The organism is Hyphomonas sp. FCG-A18 (assembly GCF_045287255.1).
In the GTDB taxonomy this organism is placed as follows: domain Bacteria; phylum Pseudomonadota; class Alphaproteobacteria; order Caulobacterales; family Hyphomonadaceae; genus Henriciella.
Map to the genome: position 1 here is coordinate 1,171,542 of NZ_CP137142.1, position 19,768 is coordinate 1,191,309.

20 protein-coding genes and 1 tRNA gene are annotated in these 19,768 nt (G+C 56.8%); 4 read left to right on the forward strand and 17 right to left on the reverse strand.

The genetic code is table 11. From position 1 onward, the window contains the following. The first annotated feature begins 79 nt into the window (after nt 1-79). Complete coding sequence (locus RYZ27_RS05775) at nt 80-1,276, forward strand: type III PLP-dependent enzyme (protein WP_406681421.1); 1,197 nt, start codon at nt 80-82, stop codon at nt 1,274-1,276. Here RYZ27_RS05775 and RYZ27_RS05780 read toward each other — a convergent pair. The 3 genes from RYZ27_RS05780 to RYZ27_RS05790 are packed head-to-tail and all read right to left on the reverse strand — an operon-like array spanning nt 1,273 to nt 6,265. Beyond that, complete coding sequence (locus RYZ27_RS05780; protein WP_406681422.1) at nt 1,273-1,905, reverse strand: TetR/AcrR family transcriptional regulator; 633 nt, start codon at nt 1,903-1,905, stop codon at nt 1,273-1,275. The genes RYZ27_RS05775 and RYZ27_RS05780 overlap by 4 nt on opposite strands. Nucleotides 1,906-1,908: 3 nt before the next feature. After that, entirely contained in the window at nt 1,909-5,103 is a 3,195-nt protein-coding gene (locus RYZ27_RS05785; RefSeq protein ID WP_406681423.1) for an efflux RND transporter permease subunit, read from the reverse strand. Continuing rightward, complete coding sequence (locus RYZ27_RS05790) at nt 5,093-6,265, reverse strand: efflux RND transporter periplasmic adaptor subunit (protein ID WP_406681424.1); 1,173 nt, start codon at nt 6,263-6,265, stop codon at nt 5,093-5,095. Before RYZ27_RS05790 ends, RYZ27_RS05785 begins: the two co-directional genes overlap by 11 nt. Before the next feature lie 236 nt (nt 6,266-6,501). On the opposite strand from RYZ27_RS05790, the gene RYZ27_RS05795 reads away from it, so the two are divergent. The 3 genes from RYZ27_RS05795 to RYZ27_RS05805 all read left to right on the forward strand — a co-directional run bounded on the left by RYZ27_RS05795 (nt 6,502) and on the right by RYZ27_RS05805 (nt 9,670). Next, nucleotides 6,502-7,512, forward strand: coding sequence for a fumarylacetoacetate hydrolase family protein (locus tag RYZ27_RS05795; protein ID WP_406681425.1), 1,011 nt, complete (start codon nt 6,502-6,504; stop codon nt 7,510-7,512). Between the two features lie 78 nt (nt 7,513-7,590). After that, nucleotides 7,591-7,665: transfer RNA gene (locus RYZ27_RS05800), tRNA-Phe, on the forward strand. 166 nt (nt 7,666-7,831) lie between these two features. Further along, a complete protein-coding gene (locus RYZ27_RS05805; RefSeq protein ID WP_406681426.1) occupies nt 7,832-9,670 on the forward strand; it encodes a putative bifunctional diguanylate cyclase/phosphodiesterase in 1,839 nt (612 codons plus the stop codon). A gap of 4 nt (nt 9,671-9,674) precedes the next feature. Here the strand turns inward: RYZ27_RS05805 and soxA are convergent, their stop codons facing one another. The 14 genes from soxA to RYZ27_RS05875 all read right to left on the reverse strand — a co-directional run bounded on the left by soxA (nt 9,675) and on the right by RYZ27_RS05875 (nt 19,764). After that, nucleotides 9,675-10,463: a sulfur oxidation c-type cytochrome SoxA gene (gene soxA, locus RYZ27_RS05810; RefSeq protein ID WP_406681427.1), complete on the reverse strand. Its 789-nt coding sequence runs from the start codon at nt 10,461-10,463 to the stop codon at nt 9,675-9,677. Beyond that, entirely contained in the window at nt 10,460-10,780 is a 321-nt protein-coding gene (soxZ, locus tag RYZ27_RS05815) for a thiosulfate oxidation carrier complex protein SoxZ (RefSeq protein ID WP_406681428.1), read from the reverse strand. Before soxZ ends, soxA begins: the two co-directional genes overlap by 4 nt. A gap of 9 nt (nt 10,781-10,789) precedes the next feature. After that, the gene (locus RYZ27_RS05820; protein ID WP_406681429.1) at nt 10,790-11,266 is read right to left on the reverse strand and encodes a thiosulfate oxidation carrier protein SoxY; all 477 of its coding nucleotides are present in this window, start codon (nt 11,264-11,266) and stop codon (nt 10,790-10,792) included. After that, nucleotides 11,263-11,712 (reverse strand): sulfur oxidation c-type cytochrome SoxX, encoded by a 450-nt coding sequence (gene soxX, locus RYZ27_RS05825; RefSeq protein ID WP_406681430.1) that lies wholly within the window; start codon nt 11,710-11,712, stop codon nt 11,263-11,265. Before soxX ends, RYZ27_RS05820 begins: the two co-directional genes overlap by 4 nt. Further along, nucleotides 11,709-12,971, reverse strand: a complete 1,263-nt coding sequence (locus tag RYZ27_RS05830; protein ID WP_406681431.1) for an FCSD flavin-binding domain-containing protein — start codon at nt 12,969-12,971, stop codon at nt 11,709-11,711. Before RYZ27_RS05830 ends, soxX begins: the two co-directional genes overlap by 4 nt. After that, complete coding sequence (locus tag RYZ27_RS05835; RefSeq protein ID WP_406681432.1) at nt 12,968-13,303, reverse strand: c-type cytochrome; 336 nt, start codon at nt 13,301-13,303, stop codon at nt 12,968-12,970. Before RYZ27_RS05835 ends, RYZ27_RS05830 begins: the two co-directional genes overlap by 4 nt. A gap of 2 nt (nt 13,304-13,305) precedes the next feature. Continuing rightward, complete coding sequence (locus tag RYZ27_RS05840; RefSeq protein ID WP_406681434.1) at nt 13,306-15,495, reverse strand: molybdopterin cofactor-binding domain-containing protein; 2,190 nt, start codon at nt 15,493-15,495, stop codon at nt 13,306-13,308. A 9-nt stretch (nt 15,496-15,504) separates the two neighbouring features. Then, nucleotides 15,505-15,957, reverse strand: coding sequence for a (2Fe-2S)-binding protein (locus tag RYZ27_RS05845; protein ID WP_406681435.1), 453 nt, complete (start codon nt 15,955-15,957; stop codon nt 15,505-15,507). 120 nt (nt 15,958-16,077) lie between these two features. After that, nucleotides 16,078-16,836, reverse strand: coding sequence for a sulfite exporter TauE/SafE family protein (locus RYZ27_RS05850; protein ID WP_406681436.1), 759 nt, complete (start codon nt 16,834-16,836; stop codon nt 16,078-16,080). Nucleotides 16,837-16,840: 4 nt separating this feature from the next. Next, nucleotides 16,841-18,043, reverse strand: coding sequence for a molybdopterin molybdotransferase MoeA (locus RYZ27_RS05855; protein ID WP_406681438.1), 1,203 nt, complete (start codon nt 18,041-18,043; stop codon nt 16,841-16,843). Beyond that, nucleotides 18,040-18,522, reverse strand: coding sequence for a cyclic pyranopterin monophosphate synthase MoaC (gene moaC / locus RYZ27_RS05860; protein ID WP_406681439.1), 483 nt, complete (start codon nt 18,520-18,522; stop codon nt 18,040-18,042). Before moaC ends, RYZ27_RS05855 begins: the two co-directional genes overlap by 4 nt. Next, a complete protein-coding gene (gene moaB / locus RYZ27_RS05865) occupies nt 18,523-19,053 on the reverse strand; it encodes a molybdenum cofactor biosynthesis protein B (protein ID WP_406681441.1) in 531 nt (176 codons plus the stop codon). 1 nt (nt 19,054) lies between these two features. Then, complete coding sequence (locus RYZ27_RS05870) at nt 19,055-19,516, reverse strand: molybdenum cofactor biosynthesis protein MoaE (RefSeq protein WP_406681442.1); 462 nt, start codon at nt 19,514-19,516, stop codon at nt 19,055-19,057. Continuing rightward, nucleotides 19,516-19,764, reverse strand: coding sequence for a MoaD/ThiS family protein (locus RYZ27_RS05875; protein ID WP_406681443.1), 249 nt, complete (start codon nt 19,762-19,764; stop codon nt 19,516-19,518). Before RYZ27_RS05875 ends, RYZ27_RS05870 begins: the two co-directional genes overlap by 1 nt. Nucleotides 19,765-19,768: the final 4 nt, after the last annotated feature.

Genomic DNA, 19,768 nt, shown 5'->3' on the forward strand with positions numbered 1-19,768 from the left:
ATCGCGCCAGCCGCTGCCTGATAAGGCTCGTCTGACCTTTGTTTATTGCTTTTGCAGTATCCCTTTGCGGACTTTTGCTATGTTTAATTCAGTTTCTCACGCGCATCTTGCGCAGCCCACGACCCTTCCTGATTTCGACCGCCCGTCCGGTCTGCCTGCCTTTAACTCGGTTGAGGAGGCGATTGCCGCCTATGACGGGGATGATGCGATTCATGTGCTGTATCCGCAGGTGATTGCGGCGGCGGCGGAGACCTTCCTGTCCGGCTTTCCGGGCAAGGTGCTCTATGCGGTCAAGGCGAACCCGCACCCGGCGGTTTTGCGTATCCTGTGGAGCGCCGGCCTTCGCCATTTCGATGTAGCCTCGATCCGTGAGATTGATCTTGTGCAAAGTGTTGCCCCGGATGCTGATCTGTTCCTCATGCACCCGATCAAGTCGCGCAAAACCATTGCCCACGCCTATGCACAGGGTGTGCGTCATATGGCGCTCGATTGCCAGGCGGAGCTGGCCAAGATTCTCGATGAGACGCAGAGCGCTGATGATCTCAACCTTCACATCCGTTTGGCAGTGCCAAGTGATGGTGCCGCCATGCCACTGGCCGGAAAGTTCGGGGCTGAGTTCAATGAGGCGGTTGATCTGCTGCGCACGGCACGGCCTTTCGCGGTAAAACTCGGCGTATGCTTCCATGTCGGCAGCCAGTGCATGGATACAGAGGCTTATGCCCGGGCGCTTGGCTATGTCCGACAACTTGCTGATGCGGCGGGTGTGTCGATTGATAGCGTTGATTGTGGCGGTGGTTTCCCGGTTGCCTATCCGGGCATGGTCCCGCCAGCCATGGGCGACTATTTCGCGACTATCCGTGAAGCGCTGGCAGAAAACGGATTTGCCGATCTTGAAATCCTTGGCGAGCCAGGCCGGGCGCTCTGTGCTGAAGGCGGTTCAACGCTGACACGGGTTGAGCTGCGCAAGGGCAGCGACCTCTATCTCAATGACGGATCGTACGGGTCGCTGTTCGATGCGGCGCAGTGCAGCTGGAAATTTCCGGTGCGCTGTGTTTCGAGGCCTACCTCTGAAGACCAGGGCATACAAGCCTTCCGTATGTTTGGGCCAACCTGCGATAGCCTTGATGTCATGGAGGGGCCATTCACCTTGCCAGCTGACATTGATGAAGGTGACTGGATCGAGGTTCAACACCTCGGTGCCTATGGACAGGCGCTGGCAACTGACTTCAACGGCTTCCAGTCTGAATCCACTGTCGCAGTGATGAATCGCGTCTAGGCTTTAAGTCCATTGAGCAGAACATCGATATGGGTCTCGCAATAGGCCTCAAGGTCGATCGGTTCGAATGTATCGAAAATCGTTTTCCAGAGGGCAGCCACCAAGCCGCCGGCCATTGCGATTTTCATCAAGCCGTGCCCCTCGACGGTGCGAAACTCGCCAGTCCTAATGCCGTGTTCAATGATCCCTTTGAAAAGGGCTTTGCCGCGAGACATGACGTTTTCATAGTAAAACTGGGCAATGTGCGGGAATTGCGGACCCTCGGCCATGATCAGACGCATGATATGGCGGCGTTCTGTGTTCAGGACATTGCGATAGAAAAACCGCATCTGCATACGCAGCATGTCCTCTGCTGAGGCATCAGGCGTCGCCACGAGTTCGGATTGCAGCTTCTCAAGTGTCGGGAGCATTTTCTCCCGCACCATGCCTTCGAACAGGGCTTCCTTACTGTCAAAATAAAGATAGAGCGTACCTTTCGAGATGCCCGCCTGCTCTGCCACCGTGTCCATCTTGGACAGAGCAAACCCATCACGTGCAAACACGGTCAGCGCGGCATCGACAATGTCTAGTCGGCGCTGCTCCTTGCGGGCCTCGCGGCGGGATTCGGCAGGGGTTTTTGCTTCGGTCACAAGCTATTCCGCAGGTTGTTTGGGGTTTTCCGTCCCGGTGAGCATTGATTTGAGCATGTTCGACAGATTGCGCAAATCCTCAATAATCAGGGCAATTGCTGGGGTGACGAAAATCACCATCAGTCCAGAGATGACAATGCCAAAGCCCAGACTGACGCCCATCGGGATCAGGAATTGCGCTTGTGGGCTGGTCTCAAACAGCAGTGGGCCAAGGCCCAGAGCGGTTGTCAGTGTGGTGAGCAGGATCGGGCGGAAACGGCGTGCAGAAGCTTCAGCCATTGCATCAACTGGGGCGACACCGTCGCGCCTGCGAACATTATAGAGATCGATGAGGACGACTGACGCATTCACCGCCACCCCGGCCAGCGCAACGATCCCGAAGATCGAAACGAAAGACAGGGGATAACCCAGTATAAAGTGGCCAAGAATCGCACCAGCAACACCAAGCGGAATGGACACAAGGATGGCTATCGGCTGCAAGTAAGAGCGCATCTGCGTTGCGACCAAGGCATAGATGATGACCAAGACAACGAGAAAGGCATTGGCTAGGCTTGCGAGGTCTTCACTTTGCTCACGCGTCGCGCCGGCCTGACTCCAACGCAGGCTTGGATAGGCCGCTTCAATCTCCGGCATAATATCTTGCAGAATCTGATTGTTCGCGATGGTCGATGTTGTGATGGCTTCGTCGACATCGGCTGTCACGGTCACAACTCGGCGTCCATCAATCCGTTGTATGGATGAGAAGGAGCGGCTTTCTTCAATCTCGGCGACAGTGAAGAGCGGTGCCTCGCCGCCATCGCTTAGGCGAACACGAAACTCATCAAGTGCTTGCAGACTTTGTCGCGCGGTTTCCGGATAGCGGACAAAGACACGAACCTCTTCGCGCCCCCGCTGAATGCGCTGAACCTCTTCACCAAAGAAGGCCTGGCGGACTTGCCGGGCAACATCTGCGGGCTGCAGGCCAGCAGCACGTCCGGCGTCGGTCAGCTCGAAAACGAATTGGCGTTTGCCAAGATCGAAACTGTCTTCAATCTCGTTGACACCCGCCATTTCGCCGATGCGAGCTTTCAGTGTATCTGCGGCAGCAATCAGCGTGTCTTCATCCTGTGCTGCGAGTTCAAACTCGATGTCATTGCCGAAGTTCGCGGCTGAGGCGTTGAAGCTGATTTTCTCTGCGCCCTCGATTGTTCCCAATTGCTCTCGCCATAGGCGTTCAATCTCAGCCGCCGAAGTTCGCCTCGCGCCAAAGGGCACCAGCTCAATCTGGATTTGACCAACATTCTCAGCGGCACTGAAACCACCGCCGCCTTGTGGCCCGCCAGCTGGGACTGTCTGACCGCCTGCAGTGGACGAAACGGACAGGAAAAGAACTTCGCCGCGTTCTTTCTCAGCCAAGTGTTCGACTTCAATTGCAGCCGCTTCCAGCTTGGCAACGGCCTCCTGTGTACGCGCAAAAGGCGTGCCCTCGGGCATGGTCACTGTGGCTGAAATCTCATTGCCTTCAATGCTTGGGAAGAAGATGAACTTAACGACGCCACTGGATACCAGACCGAGACATGCAATCACGAATGCGGCAGCGGCACCTGCCGTGGCATAACGCCAGCGTGCGAGAAACCGAACACCCGGTTGGATCAGGTATTCAGAAGCTTGTCGCAGGCGGCGGGCAACACGCCACTGAATGAACCTGACAGGCCCACGAGACCATGCCCCGCCATGAGAAAGGTGGCTGGGCAGGATGAAGAAGGCTTCGACCAGAGAGATCGCCAGAACGCAAATCACAACGATTGGAATAGCGCGTGCGATCTCACCAAAGGTTCCACCCACAAAGAGCAGGGGCGCGAAGGCGGCAACAGTCGTCATGACCCCGACGAGAACTGGAGCAAACACGCCAGTGACGCCTTTAATCGCAGCATCCATGCCACTTAGGCCCGTCAGGCGTTCAGCGTCGATATTCTCCCCGATCACGATGGCATCATCAACCACCAGACCCAGAACAATGATCAGGCCAAACAGCGAGACCATGGTGATAGTCACGCCTGCTGTCCCAAACAGCATGAAGCCACCCATAAAGGCTGTGGTAATGCCGACGCAGACCCAGACGGCGAGTTTCAGGTCCAGCATCAGGATAAGGAACATAAATACCAGAGCGAACCCGAAGAGGGCATTCCGCAACAGTAGGTTGACGCGTTCCTCAAGGATCGCCGTCTGGTCACGGAACTCGATAATCTCCACACCTTGGGGGGGCGTATAGGTTTCCAGATAAGCATCCACAGCGGCTTTGACTTTGAGAACATCCTCAGCCTCGGCGCGGCTGACTTCGACGAAGATCGCAGGCAGGCCATTATAAGTGTTGACCACCTGATCACGTGTGAAGCCGTCGCGCACCACGGCAATGTCAGACAGCAGGATTTTCGAACCGTCTGGATCGGTGCGTACAACGATGGTTTCAAACTCATCGCCGGTCTCGCGAAGCTGGTTGGTGCGCAGCAGGATTTCACCACCTTCGGTAACGATGGAGCCACCTGCCAGGTCCAGTGAGCTTGCGCGCACAGCAGTCGCGACTTCAGAAAAACTCAGCCCGTAATTGCGAAGTGTGTCTTCGCTAACCTCGATTGATATCTCATAATCCCGGTCACCTGCCAGTCCGACCAGAGAGACGCCCGGTTGGGTTAGAAGATCACGTTCGAGTTCCTCTGCCGCTTTGCGGAGCTCCATCGGTGGGATCGTTCCCGTTACAACGAGTGAGACGACGCCTGAAGTGGGCTCAACGGATTGTACGACAAAGCGCTCTGCGTTTTCGGGAGGAAACTGCGCTAGTCGTTCAACCGCAGACTGGATGTCATCTTTTACGATTTGATTATCGGCAAAGTCCTGTACTTCAACCGTTACTGTGCCGATGTTCTCTGCGGCAATGGAAGTGACTTTCTTGACGCCATCAATGCCCAGAACCGCTTCTTCCACGCGTCGTGTAATGCCTTCCTCAACCTCGGCAGGTGTCGCGCCGGGGTAGGGCACGCTGACAGTGATGATGCCTGGATCAATTGTTGGGAAAACCTGCGAGCGCAGACTGCTGGCGGCAAGGAAGCCGCCAAACAGTAAGACAACCATAAGCAGGTTTGCCGCGACCGGATTGCGAATGAACCAGCCGATCAAGCCACCAGCATGTGCTGTATCAGGAGATGAGGGTTCAGCCGGCATTTGAACCTCCCGCAACCTTGCGGTCTTCGCTTGTGGTTCGGCGACTGACCTTCATGCCCTCATAGCCTTCAACAGGAGGCAGGGTGATGACCCCTTCGCCATAATCAAAGCCTTGTACGACAGCATCGCTGCCGCGTTCTCCCAGTCTGATCAGGCTTCGGCGCTCGAGCGCGCCATTGACGATGACCCATACCTCATTGCGCCCAAAGAAGGATGAGGCGGGAATGACCATAGCGTCTGCCACCGGGTCGGCTTGCATGGTGACGTCTATGAAGTCTCCAACTGTCACCCCCGCCAGCGTGTCCAGGGAGATAAAAGCTGTTGCTAGTCGCGTGCGGGCGTCCAGGGTGGCGTCCAGGCGCGTTACGATGCCGTTTATGTTGTCAACGCCATTACCGCGCGGTGTCAGGGTCGCCGTACGCCCGATCAGAGGTGTTAGGCTCGCAATCTGCTCTGTAGAAAGGGGCGCGCGCACTTCAACACTGTTGAGGGCGTATAGGTCTCCGACTGAGACATTTGGGGCCACCACCTGACCCTCATTGAGGGTGGTTGAGAGTACGCGCGCATCAGCAGACGCTGTAATGCGTGTGCGGGTAAGGGCTAGTTGAGAAGTCTTTTGTGCGGCCTGGGCGCTGGCAAGACGGCTGCGCGCGGCGGCAATTTGCGGTTTACGGGCAGCAAGATCAGTGATCGGGCGCCCGGGGAAGAGTTCCTGCCACTCTTCAATCGCCAATTGCGCCTCTGCTTCAAGCAGAGCCAGATCAGATACAGCGCTGGCAATATTCGCTTCAGCTTGCTCAACCGCAAGCTCATAGTCGGATGGATCAATGCGGAACAAGACCTCGCCTTGCGCCACGGTTGCGCCCGGTTTGAAGTTCGGACTGACATAGATCACTCGTCCGCCGACCTGCGGGGTTATGCGAGTCTGTGTTTGGGATTGAATCACCCCGTTCAACTGAACCGTAGCGGCGTAGGTTTCGCGGGTCGGGATCACGGCAGAAACATCTGTCGAGCGTTCTGAGGCGGCTTGAATTTGGCCAGGTGGTGGAGCCCCATTCTTGGCTTTCAAGGCATTGGTCAGGAATAGAGCAACGCCAATAACGGCGATGACGAAAACGAGTTGTATTCCTCCGACGATCCAGCCTTTGCGATCATCTTGCATGTTTTGGCTCCGCTAACCTACTGCAGTGCAGCGATAAATATGACTGACTGGTCAGTTTTCAAGTTAAAAGATGAACATATTGCGTCTTAGAACAGAAAGAATGCAGCTTTCCGCAGGCTTTGCAGATCAAAGTATGAGCGTTAGCCATGTTCCGTGATTGCCTTGTCATTGACTTCATCGCCAATCTCAAACAGTTACAAATGCAACCTTTTGATCTGCCGACAGGAGTATAGGCCATGAAACTCGCCAGTCTGAAGAATGGAACCCGGGATGGCCGGCTCGTAGTTGTCAGTCGTGATTTGACGCGCGCCACGGATGCCGCGCGCATTGTCCCGACCTTGCAAGCCGCCCTTGATGACTGGGAAACCGTTGCGCCACGTCTGGCGCGTATGGCAGAGGGCGTTGAGCTTGGCTCTGTCCCGACCTTCCGGTTCCATGAGCATGAGTGTGAGAGCCCACTGCCACGGGCTTATCAGTGGGCCGATGGCAGCGCCTATATCAACCATGTTGAACTTGTCCGCAAAGCGCGTGGCGCAGAAGTGCCTGAGAGCTTTTATGATGACCCGCTAATGTATCAGGGTGGCAGCGATGCCTTCCTCGGCCCGCGCGATGACATTCCCCTCGGCGACCCGGCCTGGGGTTGTGACATGGAAGGGGAAATCGCAGTCATCACTGACGATGTCCCGATGGGCGTGAGTGAGCAGGACGCAGCCAGCCACATTAAGCTGATCATGCTCTGCAATGATGTGTCCCTGCGTGGGCTGATCCCGGCAGAGCTCGCCAAGGGGTTTGGCTTCTTCCAGTCCAAGCCGCCAAGTGCGTTTAGCCCGGTTGCGGTGACGCCAGATGAGTTGGGCGAGGCCTGGCGCGATGCGCTCGTGCACTTGCCGCTCCGCGTTGACTATAGAGGCGAACCCTTCGGACGCGCAGAAGCCGGAATCGATGCCACGTTCAGTCTGGCGCGGCTCGTGGCACACGCAGCCAAGACGCGGCCATTGACGGCTGGTACGGTGATTGGATCGGGCACCGTCTCGAATAAAGGTAGTGATGGTGGTCCTGGCAAACCTGTCAGCGAAGGCGGCTTGGGTTACTCTTGCATCGCCGAGATCCGCATGATCGAAAAGATTGCGACAGGTGAGTTTAAAACGCCTTTCATGTCGGCTGGAGACACTGTCCGGATTGAGATGATGGACAAGGATGGCCACTCAATTTTTGGCGCAATCGAGCAAACCGTGAAAGCTGTTTAGGGCTATCTGCAAAAACCTGAAATCGGCATTGGACAAGCAGGGCAGGGGCGGTTACATAGCCGCTTCCCCATCTGGCCCGCCCGGGTAGCTCAGGGGTAGAGCAGCGGATTGAAAATCCGCGTGTCGGTGGTTCAAATCCGCCCCCGGGCACCATGTTTTCTTGGTTTACACGCTCAGTTGGCGCTGTTTTGAGGCGTTTATGCCTGTTCTCTGCTCCGCGCTGAGGCGGAGAGAATGTTGACCATTGGGTTAATGTATCGGTTTAAAAATCGACCCTTATATTGGGTGTGTTGCAAGTATATTTGTTTATTCAAACTGCATGCGCAATGATATTTTTTCAACTAATAATTCTATTCGTAGCGTAAAAGACCGTTCGCAGCGTGTGGCGTTCTGGGTCTCGATCACCGGATTGATCGGCAATACGCTGATATTCTTAATATACATTTCTAATGATGATTTGAATGCATTCTTATGCTTCAATTACGCTTTCTATACGGTCGCGATAAGTCTCATCGCGTGGAGCAGCTATAATAATCGATATTTCTCGCTTGTTTTGGGGCTGGGGGTCTTGGCCATTTACCTCCACATGTGGGGAACGACCTTCTATGATGCTTTTGTTGGCAATGCCTCCATCCTGAGTTTCCCGACCCTTTTGCTGGTCCCACTATGCCTGATCCTCGTCTCAAACCATAGGGCCTTGATTTTCTATGCGCTGTTTCAGGCGGCGGCGGTCTATCTCTATGCCGAGCATTTCCTGGCCGGTGTGTACGGCTTTGACGCCGAGATTGTCGATACAAGCTCTTTGGCTGTTCTACTGGCGGTCTTGTCGAGCTTATCGCTGGCCGTGCTGGCGATCGTTTCATACTCCAGAGAGAAAACCGACAAGCGCTTGCTGCGTCTTGTGAAGGAAACCGAGCGTTTAGCCGCAGAAGATCCGCTGACGGGGCTGCAAAACCGCCGAGCTTTCATGGAGCAGGTTGAAGCGTTCTGGGCTGAAAAGAGACCTTTCAGTGTGGCGTTTATCGACCTTGATCGGTTCAAACCCCTTAACGATGAATACGGCCATGCGATCGGCGACACTGTCTTGCAGACGATAGGGGAACGATTGCAAGCCGTACCGAATACGGTTGCTGCGCGGTTTGGTGGTGATGAATTTGCTTTGCTTATCGAAGATGACGCAGGCGACTGCGATGTTGATGAACTTGTTCACCGTGCATTGTCTGAAGTGACGAGTGTAATCGATGTCGATGTGGCGCGCCTCTCCGTTGGGGCGTCTTTTGGGTATGCCCGTGCATATGAGGATGCGGTCAGTGTAAGTGATCTGCTGCATGCGGCGGACACAGCGATGATGCGCTGTAAGGCCAATGGCGGCGGCGTCGCCCGATTCGACCCTCATCGTGATGATGCCTCTCTGGCGTCAGCAGCCATGGAGGAGCTGTTCCGCAAGGCTCTGACGACAGGTCAGATTAAGGCGGCACTCCAGCCGATCATAAAGTGCAAGTCCGGCATTGTCTTGGGTTATGAATTGCTCGCCCGCTGGCAGGACAGTGGTCTGGCCCGCGATCCATCGCCGATGGACTTTATCCCAATTGCAGAGAAGCTCGGGCTTCTGAATGAATTGCTGTGGGTCACGTTGGCTGAAGCAATACCAGTGATCCGGAATCAGAATTGTTTCCTCGCGATCAATGTGTCGCCATCGCAATTGTCCTCGAGTACGTTTCTTGATGACTTACAGGCAGTTGCCAGACTGCATCATTTTGCGATGGACCGCTTTGAGCTGGAAATCACCGAACATGTGGCATTCCGGAATCTTGAGGAAAACATTCGCGTGCTTGAAGAGGCCAGAAAGCTTGGCTGTCAGATTGTTCTTGATGATTTCGGTTCAGGCTATTCGTCCTTGTCACTGCTCGACAAGCTGCCTTTGGACAAGGTCAAACTGGATAAGAGCCTTCAGGAGTCGACAAGTGCCAATGGCGTCCTGAACGCCACGATCCGGTTGACCAAAGATCTCGGCTTTGAGTGTTGTGTTGAAGGCATTGAGACTGAGCAGGCTGCACGTCATGTGGTCGAGCAAGGCGCTGACCGGATGCAAGGCTACTGGTTTGGGCGCCCGCTCACCATTGATGAGCGTAAGCCAAAGCTGAGGCAGGTTTCTTAAATCCTTATCGCCGAACAGCCGGGCTTTCCATTTCTATGCCAGCGCTGCGTGCCGCGAGATAGAGTTCAACTTCAATATAGCGCTGATCGCCATAGGGCAGGGGCTCGGCGCGCACGCCTGTATCGCAGTCGCGCAACCGTCGATGCGATGAGCCAAGGCTTTGCCATTCGAGGCGGTAGGCCGGAAACCCGTTCAAATGGCCCTGGCTGATCGTGTCGCCACGCAATTGGGCACCCCAATTCTGATCATGGCATTGATGGCAAGACAGGTTGAGCTGGCCGCGACGCGTGAAGAAATAGTCCCGGCCATTTTCAAAATGCTGCTCCAGCGCGCCTTCAATTGAGACCGATTGCGCGATGCCTTGGGATTGCTGTGCGACATAGGCGGTGAGGGCCAGCAGGTCTTCGCTCTCATAGGGCAGCGCCTCCACACCCTGATGACGGGTTCGGCAGAGATTGATGCGCCCTTCCAGATTCACGAGCGCACCGCTTTGTTGGTCCAGTTTCGGATAAGTCGCAGCAACACCCGGCAAACCCTCCGCATGACAGGTGGCACAGGCAGGGCTGTTTCCGGGTGCGCTCATAAACAGAGCCTGCCCACGATCGACCCAGAGATAACCCGGATTAGCAAAAGCATCCTGTTGCAGCGCCTGCGTTTCGGGGGTCAGGAAATCAAAGCCGGACTGGACCTGTTCAGGTTGCAAGCCAGCAGTCCAGTCCGGAGCGTCACTGGCATTTCGCCCACATGCCGTAAGGGCCAAGACCAAACCGACAATGGTGCCAATGCGGATCATGTCACCTCGATACGGGCCGTGTCGGACCAAATCTCGCCATTCTGATCAGTCCACTGGAACCTCAAGACGCCAGACTGCGTAGCGCGGGTATAGAATGTTAGGAATGGGTTCGCGGCCACGGCAGGAAAGAAGTCCGCTTCAAACACCGTTTCGCCCTCATACAGGCATTCAAAATGGGTGATGATGTTGCGAGCAATGACCTCGCCGCGTGGACCACGGCGGAAGCCACTTTCCATCGGGTGTTGGATCAGGGCTTTGATCTCAATCACCTCGTCTTGCGCGGCGGTTTTGGGAACGGATAGGCGAATACTGGTCATCGCGTCCTCCTACAGCACGACGCAGGCGGCGAGCGTGACAACGGTTTCTGCCGTCCCGCGGAGCAAGCGGCCTTGATTGGTTTCGGCGATGGCGACCAGCGTTTGCGTACCACTCAGGCGTATGCGTGTTGCAATCTCGGCTTTCCCGGCGCGCGGGCCGAGTTTGAATCGCACAAGGTCCGGCAATGGGTTGCGAGGTGAGAAGAGCGCAATCTGAGTGATGTGGTCGGCTTCAGTCATCGGGCTATCGACGCTCACCGTCAGGGGAACCGAAAACCCGTTTTCCGATATGGGGGGTAGTTTCAGGGAAACCCCAGCGTCTTCGATCGGCCGGTCACCAAAGGCTTCCTTGATGGCGGCATGCATATCGGCTTCATCCGCCATCCCGCGCATTGGCGTTGTCGCAATCAGAACGGCTCCCGCGCCAAGGCCGAGTAGGCCGCGCCGGGTCAGAGCTGCTGGAGCGATTGTCATGTCTTCGCTCATTCCACGCCTCCTAGCGTTGAGAGGTAGGCAACAAGGTCCTCAACCTCTTGCGCGCTCAGCACAGGCTTATCGTGCTGATCCTTATCTACCTGATGTAGGTCGTGTATGCGGTAATAGGAAGGCATGACCGTTCCGGGGCGAACGCGTTGATAGTCGACAATACGCAAGCGCAGTTGGCCGGGATCAAGCCGAATACCAACGGTGGTCAGGTCTGGACCGAGATTCCCCTGAAAGGGGACGTCGAGGCCGCTCACCTGATGGCAGAGGACACAATGGCCGCTGTCACGGTCGGTAAAAATGGCACGGCCACTCTCAGCGTTTCCCGGTATCTCTGTCAAAGCGTCGGGGATGGCATCCCCAACGATCTGGCTTTCGGGAACCAGAGTTTGCTCACTGCTACAGGCCGATAGGGCGAGCAGGGCCAGAGACAGGCCCGCGCGGATCATCCAAAGGCCTCTGCCGTAACTGCTTTGAACCAGCTTTCTGCCTGTCGTGCTTCAGCCTGGCGTACACTGAGCGGCGCGGCGAGCGGGCTGAGGCCGCCAGCACCATCCACATTCGAGAACTGGTCATTACGATTGCTATACACGCCGACTATCGAGACCGCCTCTTCCGGGGTTGTGTAAGAGTAGCAGGTATTGGCAAGCACAGTCGGCTCAGGGGTTTGATCTGCCAGCATCTGCACAATCGCCATGGCGCACAGCTTGCCCTGAAGGTTGGCTGAGAAAGCCGATTTTGGCATCGGTGCAGCAATAGTTGCATCGCCAATGACATGGATATTTGGCTGCAAGCGCGATTCAAAGGTCAGCGGATCAATTGGGCACCAGCCGGTGGCATCGCTGACCCCTGCGGCATCGGCAATCGCTCCGGCCTTTTGTGGTGGAATCACATTGATCACGGCGGCCTGAATATCCTCAAAATCAGTTGAAACGGTCATCGCGGGGGCATCGACGCGGGAGACACGGCCATCATTACTGGCGCTGCGCCATTCCAGATGATCCGGATAATGCTCCGCCCAGGCTTCCTGAAACAGTGGCATCTTCGAAAAGCTGTCTTTGCCATCAAGGATGAGCAGCTTGGAACGCGGCTTCTGGGTTTTCAGATAGTGTGCGATCAGGCTTGCCCGCTCATACGGCCCAGGCGGGCAGCGATAGGGGGCGGGTGGTACGGTCATGACAACCAGCTCGCCATCCTCCAGCGCGTTGAGCTGATCGCGCAGTAGAACTGTCTGCGCGCCAGCTTTCCAGGCATGGGGCAAGCGCTCAGCGGCGGCTTGATCATATCCCTCCAGCGCGCCCCAGCGCATATCGACACCGGGTGATAGGATGAGGCGGTCATAAGGAATCGCGATCCCGTCGCTCAGCATGACGGTTTGGGCGTCCGGGTTTACATCAACCGCGCGCTCATGGACGAGCATTACCCCTTCCTTGTCGAGGGTTTCATATGAGAAAGTCTGGGCAGTCATATCCCGCCTACCAGCCACAACCAGATTACTGAAAGGGCAGGCGGTGTAGGTACGGTTTGGCTCGACCAGAATGATCTCTGCTTCTGGCATCAGTCGTTTAAGTTGGCGGGCCGCTATTGCTCCACCAAAGCCACCACCAACAATAACGACTTGCGCCTGTGTGCGCACAGGCGTGAGGCCCATCAGTGGCACAAGACCAAGGGTGCTTAAAAGGGCGCGTCTGTTGATCTGCCAACTCATTGGGTGCCTGCCCCCAAATAGCTGGCAATAGCCGCGATCTCTTCCTCGCTATAGCCGCGCGCGAGGCGATGCATCACGGTCGTGCCGTCCATGTCCGTTCGATACGTCTCTAAGGCCGCCTTAAGCTTGGCCTCTGTGTAGTCGGAGAGGTCTACAATTGCGCCACCGGAAACCGCGTGACAGCCAGAGCATGACGCCGCCAAAGCCGACACGCGAGCCAGCTCTGCGTCTAATCCGATGGCAGATTCTGGAGGTTCAACGGGTCCCGCGCCACCACAGGCAGCCAGAAGGCTGCCTGCCAGTAGCGCGAATATCCCTGTAGCGCGCGTCACGACTAGACCGCGCGCAGATCCTGATCCTTGATCGGCAGCTGGCGCACCCGCTTACCCGTCGCGGCATAGATCGCATTCAGAACCGCAGGTGCAGCCACAGCAATGGTCGGTTCACCTACACCGCCCCAGAAACCGCCAGAGGCCATGACAAGGGTTTCAACCTCAGGCATGTCTGCGATGCGCAGGGAGTTGAACGTATCAAAATTCCGCTCCTGAACCTCGCCATCCTCATAGGTGATCTCACCATAGAGCATGGCTGAAAGCCCATAGACAAAGGACCCTTCAACTTGTGCCTCAATCTGCTGTGGATTGACCGCTGTACCGGGGTCTGTTGCTGCAACGATACGATCAATCTTAAGGAACCCGTCCTCATCGACAGTCACTTCAGCACAGGCGGCGGTATAGGCCCCGAACGAGTAGAAGGCGCATAGACCGCGATGCTTGCCATCATTACTGCCCCAACCGGATTTTTCGGCCACAGCTCTCAGCACAGCTTGCGATTTCGGGCTGTCCTTCAGGTGTGCGAGACGGAACTCCAGCGGGTCACGGCCTGCGGCATGGGCAAACTCATCCATCGCACATTCCAGATAGATCGCATTCTGGTTGGAGTTGACCCCACGCCAGAAGCCCGGACGGACGGGTGGGTTGCGCATGGCGTGATCGACAAGGAAATTATCGAATGTGTATTTGAGGGTCTGGTCTTCCAAACGTGGATCGATCCCTGCCGGTAACAGGCCCTGGAAGGTCGCGTAATCAACCCCTTCCTGCAGCGCAAATGGCATAAGGGCGGCCAAAATGGACTGACCGGAAATCCGCAAGTGTAGCCCGGTCAGGTTACCCTCAGCATCCAGCGCGCCGCGCACACGGCCCTTGGTTGTTGGATGGAAGAAGCCATGCATCATGTCTTCTTCACGTGACCAGATCAGCTTGATCGGTGTGCCCGGCATCTGCTTGGCGATCAGGACAGCCTGGGTGACATAGTCGGACATGCCGCGCCGCCCGAACCCGCCGCCAAGGTGGAGCTTGTAGACCTCGCATTGCTCAATTGGCAGGTCCGCCGCAGCCGGCATGGCGCCCAGCGCAGCCTCACCATTCTGAGTCGGGCACCAGACTTCGCATTTTTCCGGCGTCCACAGTGCCGTCGCATTCATTGGCTCCATCGGTGCATGGTTTTGCAGAGGCATATTATAGGTCGCCTCAACAATCTGGTCGGCACTGGCAAAAGCCCCGGCCAGATCGCCGCCACCATTACCGACAAAAGCTTCTTCGCTGGTCAGGCCTTCATCGAGTTCGGCCTCAAACGCGGTGGTAGAGAAATCAACGCCGCCTTCCCATTCCACGGGCAGGTTCTGTAGCGCTGAATGTGCGCGCCACCACGTGTCCGCGACAACAGCAACAGCATTGTCACCAACCTGCACAACATTCTTCACGCCCGGCATACCGGACACAGCGCTGGCATCAAAGCTCTTCAGTTTCGCGCCAATCTTCGGCGCCTGCATGATGGACGCATTGAGCAGACCCTCCATTTTCAGGTCCGTACCATATACCTGCTTTCCGGTGAGCTTATCCGCGGTATCCAAACGCTTCTTGGGCTGGCCGATAATCGTCCATTCAGACGGATCTTTCAGGGGCACTTCAAGCGGTGGTGCAAGCTCAGCCGCCGCATTGGCCACTTTGCCAAACGTTGTCGTTTTGCCGCTTGGCGTATGGGTGATGATGCTTTTCTCAGCGCGACATTCACTGGCGGGGACACCCCACTCATTGGCGGCGGCTTCGATCAGCATCATGCGCGCAGCGGCTGCACCCTCGCGAACATATTGATGTGAGCCACGAATGCCCTGTGAGCCACCGGTTGAGAAGCTGCCCCAGACGCGTTCACGCGCGAGATTCTGTCCGGGTGTTGGGTATTCGGTGACGACTTTATCCCAGTCGCAATTGAGCTCTTCGGCGACCAGTTGGGCAAGGCCCGTCAATGTCCCTTGGCCCATTTCAGAGCGCGCAATTCGCACGGTCACCGTGTCATCATGGTCGATATGGACCCAGGCATTCACTTCCGGATTAGGCGGCAGATTGGAATAGTCCGGCTCTTCTGTTCCGGAGGGGGAACATGCGGCCAGAATACCAATGGTCAAGCCTGTGGCTCCGGTGCCGATAATAAATCCGCGGCGAGAAAGATTCAGTGTCTCTGTCATGATCGCCCCCTACGATTTCTTCACGGCGAGGTGGATGCCTTTGCGCACGCGCGCCAGCGTTCCACAACGGCAGATATTGGTGATGGCGGCATCAATATCTTCATCGGTTGGGTTCGGGTTCTCTTTCAGGAGGCCAGAGACCGCCATGATCATGCCGGGCTGGCAGTAACCACATTGCGGGATGTCAAGCTCGGCCCAGGCTTGCTGAACCGGGTGACTGGCATCTTCTGAGAGGCCTTCAATCGTGGTGATCTCCTCCTCACCTGACAAAGCGCCAACCGGGTAGACACAGGAGCGCACGGCCTCGCCATCGATATGTACGGTACAGCTGCCGCACTGCGCCACGCCGCATCCATACTTCGTGCCGGTCAGGCCAAGTTGTTCCCGAATAGCCCACAGTAGGGGGGTATCTTCCTCCACCTCGACTGTAACTGATTGTCCGTTGACTTTGAGTGTCGCCATAGTGCTTCGCCTCCCGCATACGGCGCTGCCACAATAGGCTGCGCAACTTCGCATTAGTGAAGATTGTAGGATTTGTTCAGTGATTGGAAGGGGGGAGACTAAAATTAATTTTCGCGGTGGCTAAATCATCCCAATCCACCGCCAAAGGAGGCGTAAAGCGACATACAGGATCAGAATGGCGGTCATGCGCTTCATCCAGTCGGCACGCAATCGGCCGGCCCCGAGCCATGATCCGATCTGCCCGCCAATCAGGACAGCAACCAAAAGCGGCCAATAGTTTATGACGTCCGAGAGTAAGGCTGTATCGCCAAGCTTTGTAACTTGCCCGCCAAGACCAGAGAGCGAGTTGAGCAGGATAAACAGACTGCACGCTGCCGCGATCTGGCGCGCAGTGCCCCAGCCCATGAGGTATAGGATCGGAGCGAGGAATATCCCGCCGCCAATGCCAACAAGGCCTGAAAGCAGGCCGATGGTTGCCCCAATGACCATTGGTAGCGCTATGCCCGTTTCGCTGGCTTGCTCAGCCGCTTTGGGTTGGGCCATGAATAAAAGCCGCGCACCCGATGCCAGCAGAGCAAAGCCCAACAGGCCAACAAAAACGACTTCTGCAATGGGCAAGCGTCCACCAACCCATGCCGCTGGAATAGATGTGATCAGGAAAGACCAGAATCTGGAGAGCTGCATCTCTCCAGCTCGCGAGAACCGCCAGACACCCCCACTCACCACGATGATATTGCAAGCGAGCGCAATGGTCGGTAGGATCCGGTAGTCGACGCCATAGAGCACTAAAAGCGCGTTATAGGTTGAGCCGCCGCCAAAGCCGACAGCGGCATAGAGCAAGGCCGTTACAAAGAAGAGCGGGGGCAGGAAGAGGCTCAACCCGTTATCCCTGTAAGGGGCCAATCATGATAATCGGTACGGTATCGCCCATGGATTTTCCTGCTGCCCCAATCTCACGCCGGATCAGAGCATTGCAGCTCAGGAAGGGTCGCAGGAGCGAGCTGTCCTGATTGGTGGCCGCTTCGACGCGGAGCTGTCCATCTTCGCCCAGTGTTGCCATGGCGCGCAGGAATTGCTCACGTTTGCCGCTCTCTTTTAAGGGGGCTGACAATTGCGCCATCACCTGCCGCTCCGTCCATGCTGCCCCCAGAAGGGCCGAGGCGAACAGATGCGCGCATACAAAAGCTGAAGCTGGATTGCCCGGCAGACCCAGAACGCGCTGACCCTCGCGGGTGGAGAACCATGTTGGCTTACCTGGCTTCACGGCGATCTTTTCAAAGACGGGTGTAAAGCCTTCTTCAGCAAAGGCGGCACGCATATAGTCATGATCCCCGACGGATGCCCCACCGACAGGCAGGTAGAGGTCAATCTCACCGCCGACATGCATGTGCTCGCGGATCGATTCCACGCTGTCACTTGCAACACCAAGGTCAATGGGTTCACCGCCCCAGGCTTGAATAAGCGGGGCGAGCCCAGCCGGATTTGAATTGACGATTTGCCCGCGCTTCAACTCGCTGCCGGGTGGGCGCAACTCATCCCCGTTGGCGAGGATGCCGACCCGCGGGCGCTGCACGACATTTAGCGTCGCCCGGTTAGCCGCAGCGGCGATGGCAAGCTCTGCTGCGCCAATCACTGTGCCCGCCTCGATGAGTGTTTCACCTTCAGAGAAATCCAGACCTGCAGCGCGGACAAACTGGGCCTGTGCGTAGCTGTCCTTGCAGGTCACCACATCCCCGTTACGGATTGTATCTTCCTGAATGACAATATGGTCTGCCCCATTGGGGAGTTCACCACCCGTAAAGATGCGCACCGCTTCACCTGCGCCAACCGCTTTTTCAAAAGGTGTGCCCGCTGGCGCTTCTCCAATTACCCGCAATTTCGCGCCGGATTCACGTACATCACCCAGGCGCACAGCATAGCCATCCATTGCCGATACGGCAGCGGGGGGGCGTGTCACGCGCGCCAGAACAGGCTCTGCCAAGCGCCGCCCGAGCGCTTCGCTCAAAGGCACAGTGCGATGCACGACAGGGAGAGGGTGCGCGCTCAGATGAGCCAGCGCCTGATCAACGCTGATCAGCCCACTCATGGTTCAATCTTTCGATAGTCGCCGGATTTCCCTCCGGCCTTTTCGATGAGTTCAATCGCGCCAATCACCATTGTCTTGTCGACCGCCTTGAGCATGTCATAGAGCGTCAGACAGGCCGCAGACACTGCCGTCAGTGCTTCCATCTCAACCCCGGTCTTGCCGCTGGTTTTGACCCGTGCAGAGACGATCAAAGCCGGGCTGTTCTCCGCGGCTTCTATCTCAACCTTTACACTGGTCAGGGGTAGGGGATGACAGAGCGGGATCAGGTCAGCCGTCCGCTTGGCCGCCATAATCCCGGCAAGCTCGGCAATGGCAATCGGGTCACCCTTCTTGGTGTCGCGTTTCAGGGCCAGCAACAGCGTCTCCGGCGCCATTGTGATCCGTCCCCGCGCCAGCGCAAAGCGCTCCGTGACCGCCTTATCGCCAATATCGACCATACGTGCGCGGCCATCCGGGCCGATATGGGTCAGCTCACTCATCTATCGCTCCATCAGGCGTGGCATCAGCTCGACCAGATTACACGGCCTGTAGCGGCTATCGAGCTGGTGGGAGATCACCTTATCCCAGCCATCCTTCACTGCACCATTCGAGCCGGGCAGGCAGAAGACAAATGTCCCATTCGCCAGACCCGCCACCGCGCGCGATTGCAGGGTTGAGAGGCCCACACTCTCATAACTCACCTTGTGAAAGATCACTGAGAAGCCCTCAATCACCTTATCAAATAGCGGCGTAATGGCTTCCGGGGTGACATCACGTCCGGTCAGGCCGGTCCCACCTGTAGAGATCACAACATCCACATCCGGGTCGGCGATCCAGCCATAAACCGTATCGCGGATCGCGGCCTGATCATCTGGCACAATCCGTCGTTCAACCAGCTCATGCCCAGCTGCCTCAATACGCTGCGCCAAAGTCAGGCCGGACGTGTCGGTCTCCAGTGTCCGCGTATCGCTGACGACAAGCACAGCAATCCGTACCGGGGTGAAGTCCAGGCTTTCATTGATCCCAGCCATGTCAGGCGTCCTCTTTCTTTGCCCATCGGGCGCTGTCTGTGTAGTCCTCGGCGCGCGGTTCAATCCAGACCGCGCCGTTTTCAGTGACTTCCTTTTTCCAGAACACAGCTTGTGTCTTGAGATAGTCCATCAGGAAGTCAGCCGCCTCAAACGCGGCGCGGCGGTGTGCCGAAGCCGTGGCGACGAAAACAATCGTCTGCCCGGTGGCAATCTCACCAGTTCGGTGCAGGACACGCACGCCCGCAAGGGGCCAACGCGTTTCAGCCTGCGCCACGGCGTCCATTATACCATTCCTCGTCATTGGCTCATAGGCTTGCAGATGGAGCGCCTTGACCGTGCCACTCGCCGAGGTGTCCCGCACCATGCCGGAAAAGCTGACGACGGCACCCGCGCCGGCAATTTCCTTCTCAAAGCTTGCAAGTGTCGCGCTGGCATCAATCGGGGCGTCTGAAACCTCAATCATCATCCCCCTCCAACCGGCGGCATAAGAGCGATTTCCTGCGCGCCTTCGAGCGTATGGGGATCGACCACAATCTCTCCATCCAGCGCAATCCGCACGGTGGGTTCCAGCAACTCTCCCTGTCCATCAAGCCGCGCGTTTAGCCATTCGCGCAGCGCTGCCGTGTCCTGCACATGCTCGGGCAGGTCCAGAGCCTCTTGCGGGCAACCAGAGACGTCACTCAGCTTGCCGAAGTACAAAACTCGCACCATCGCC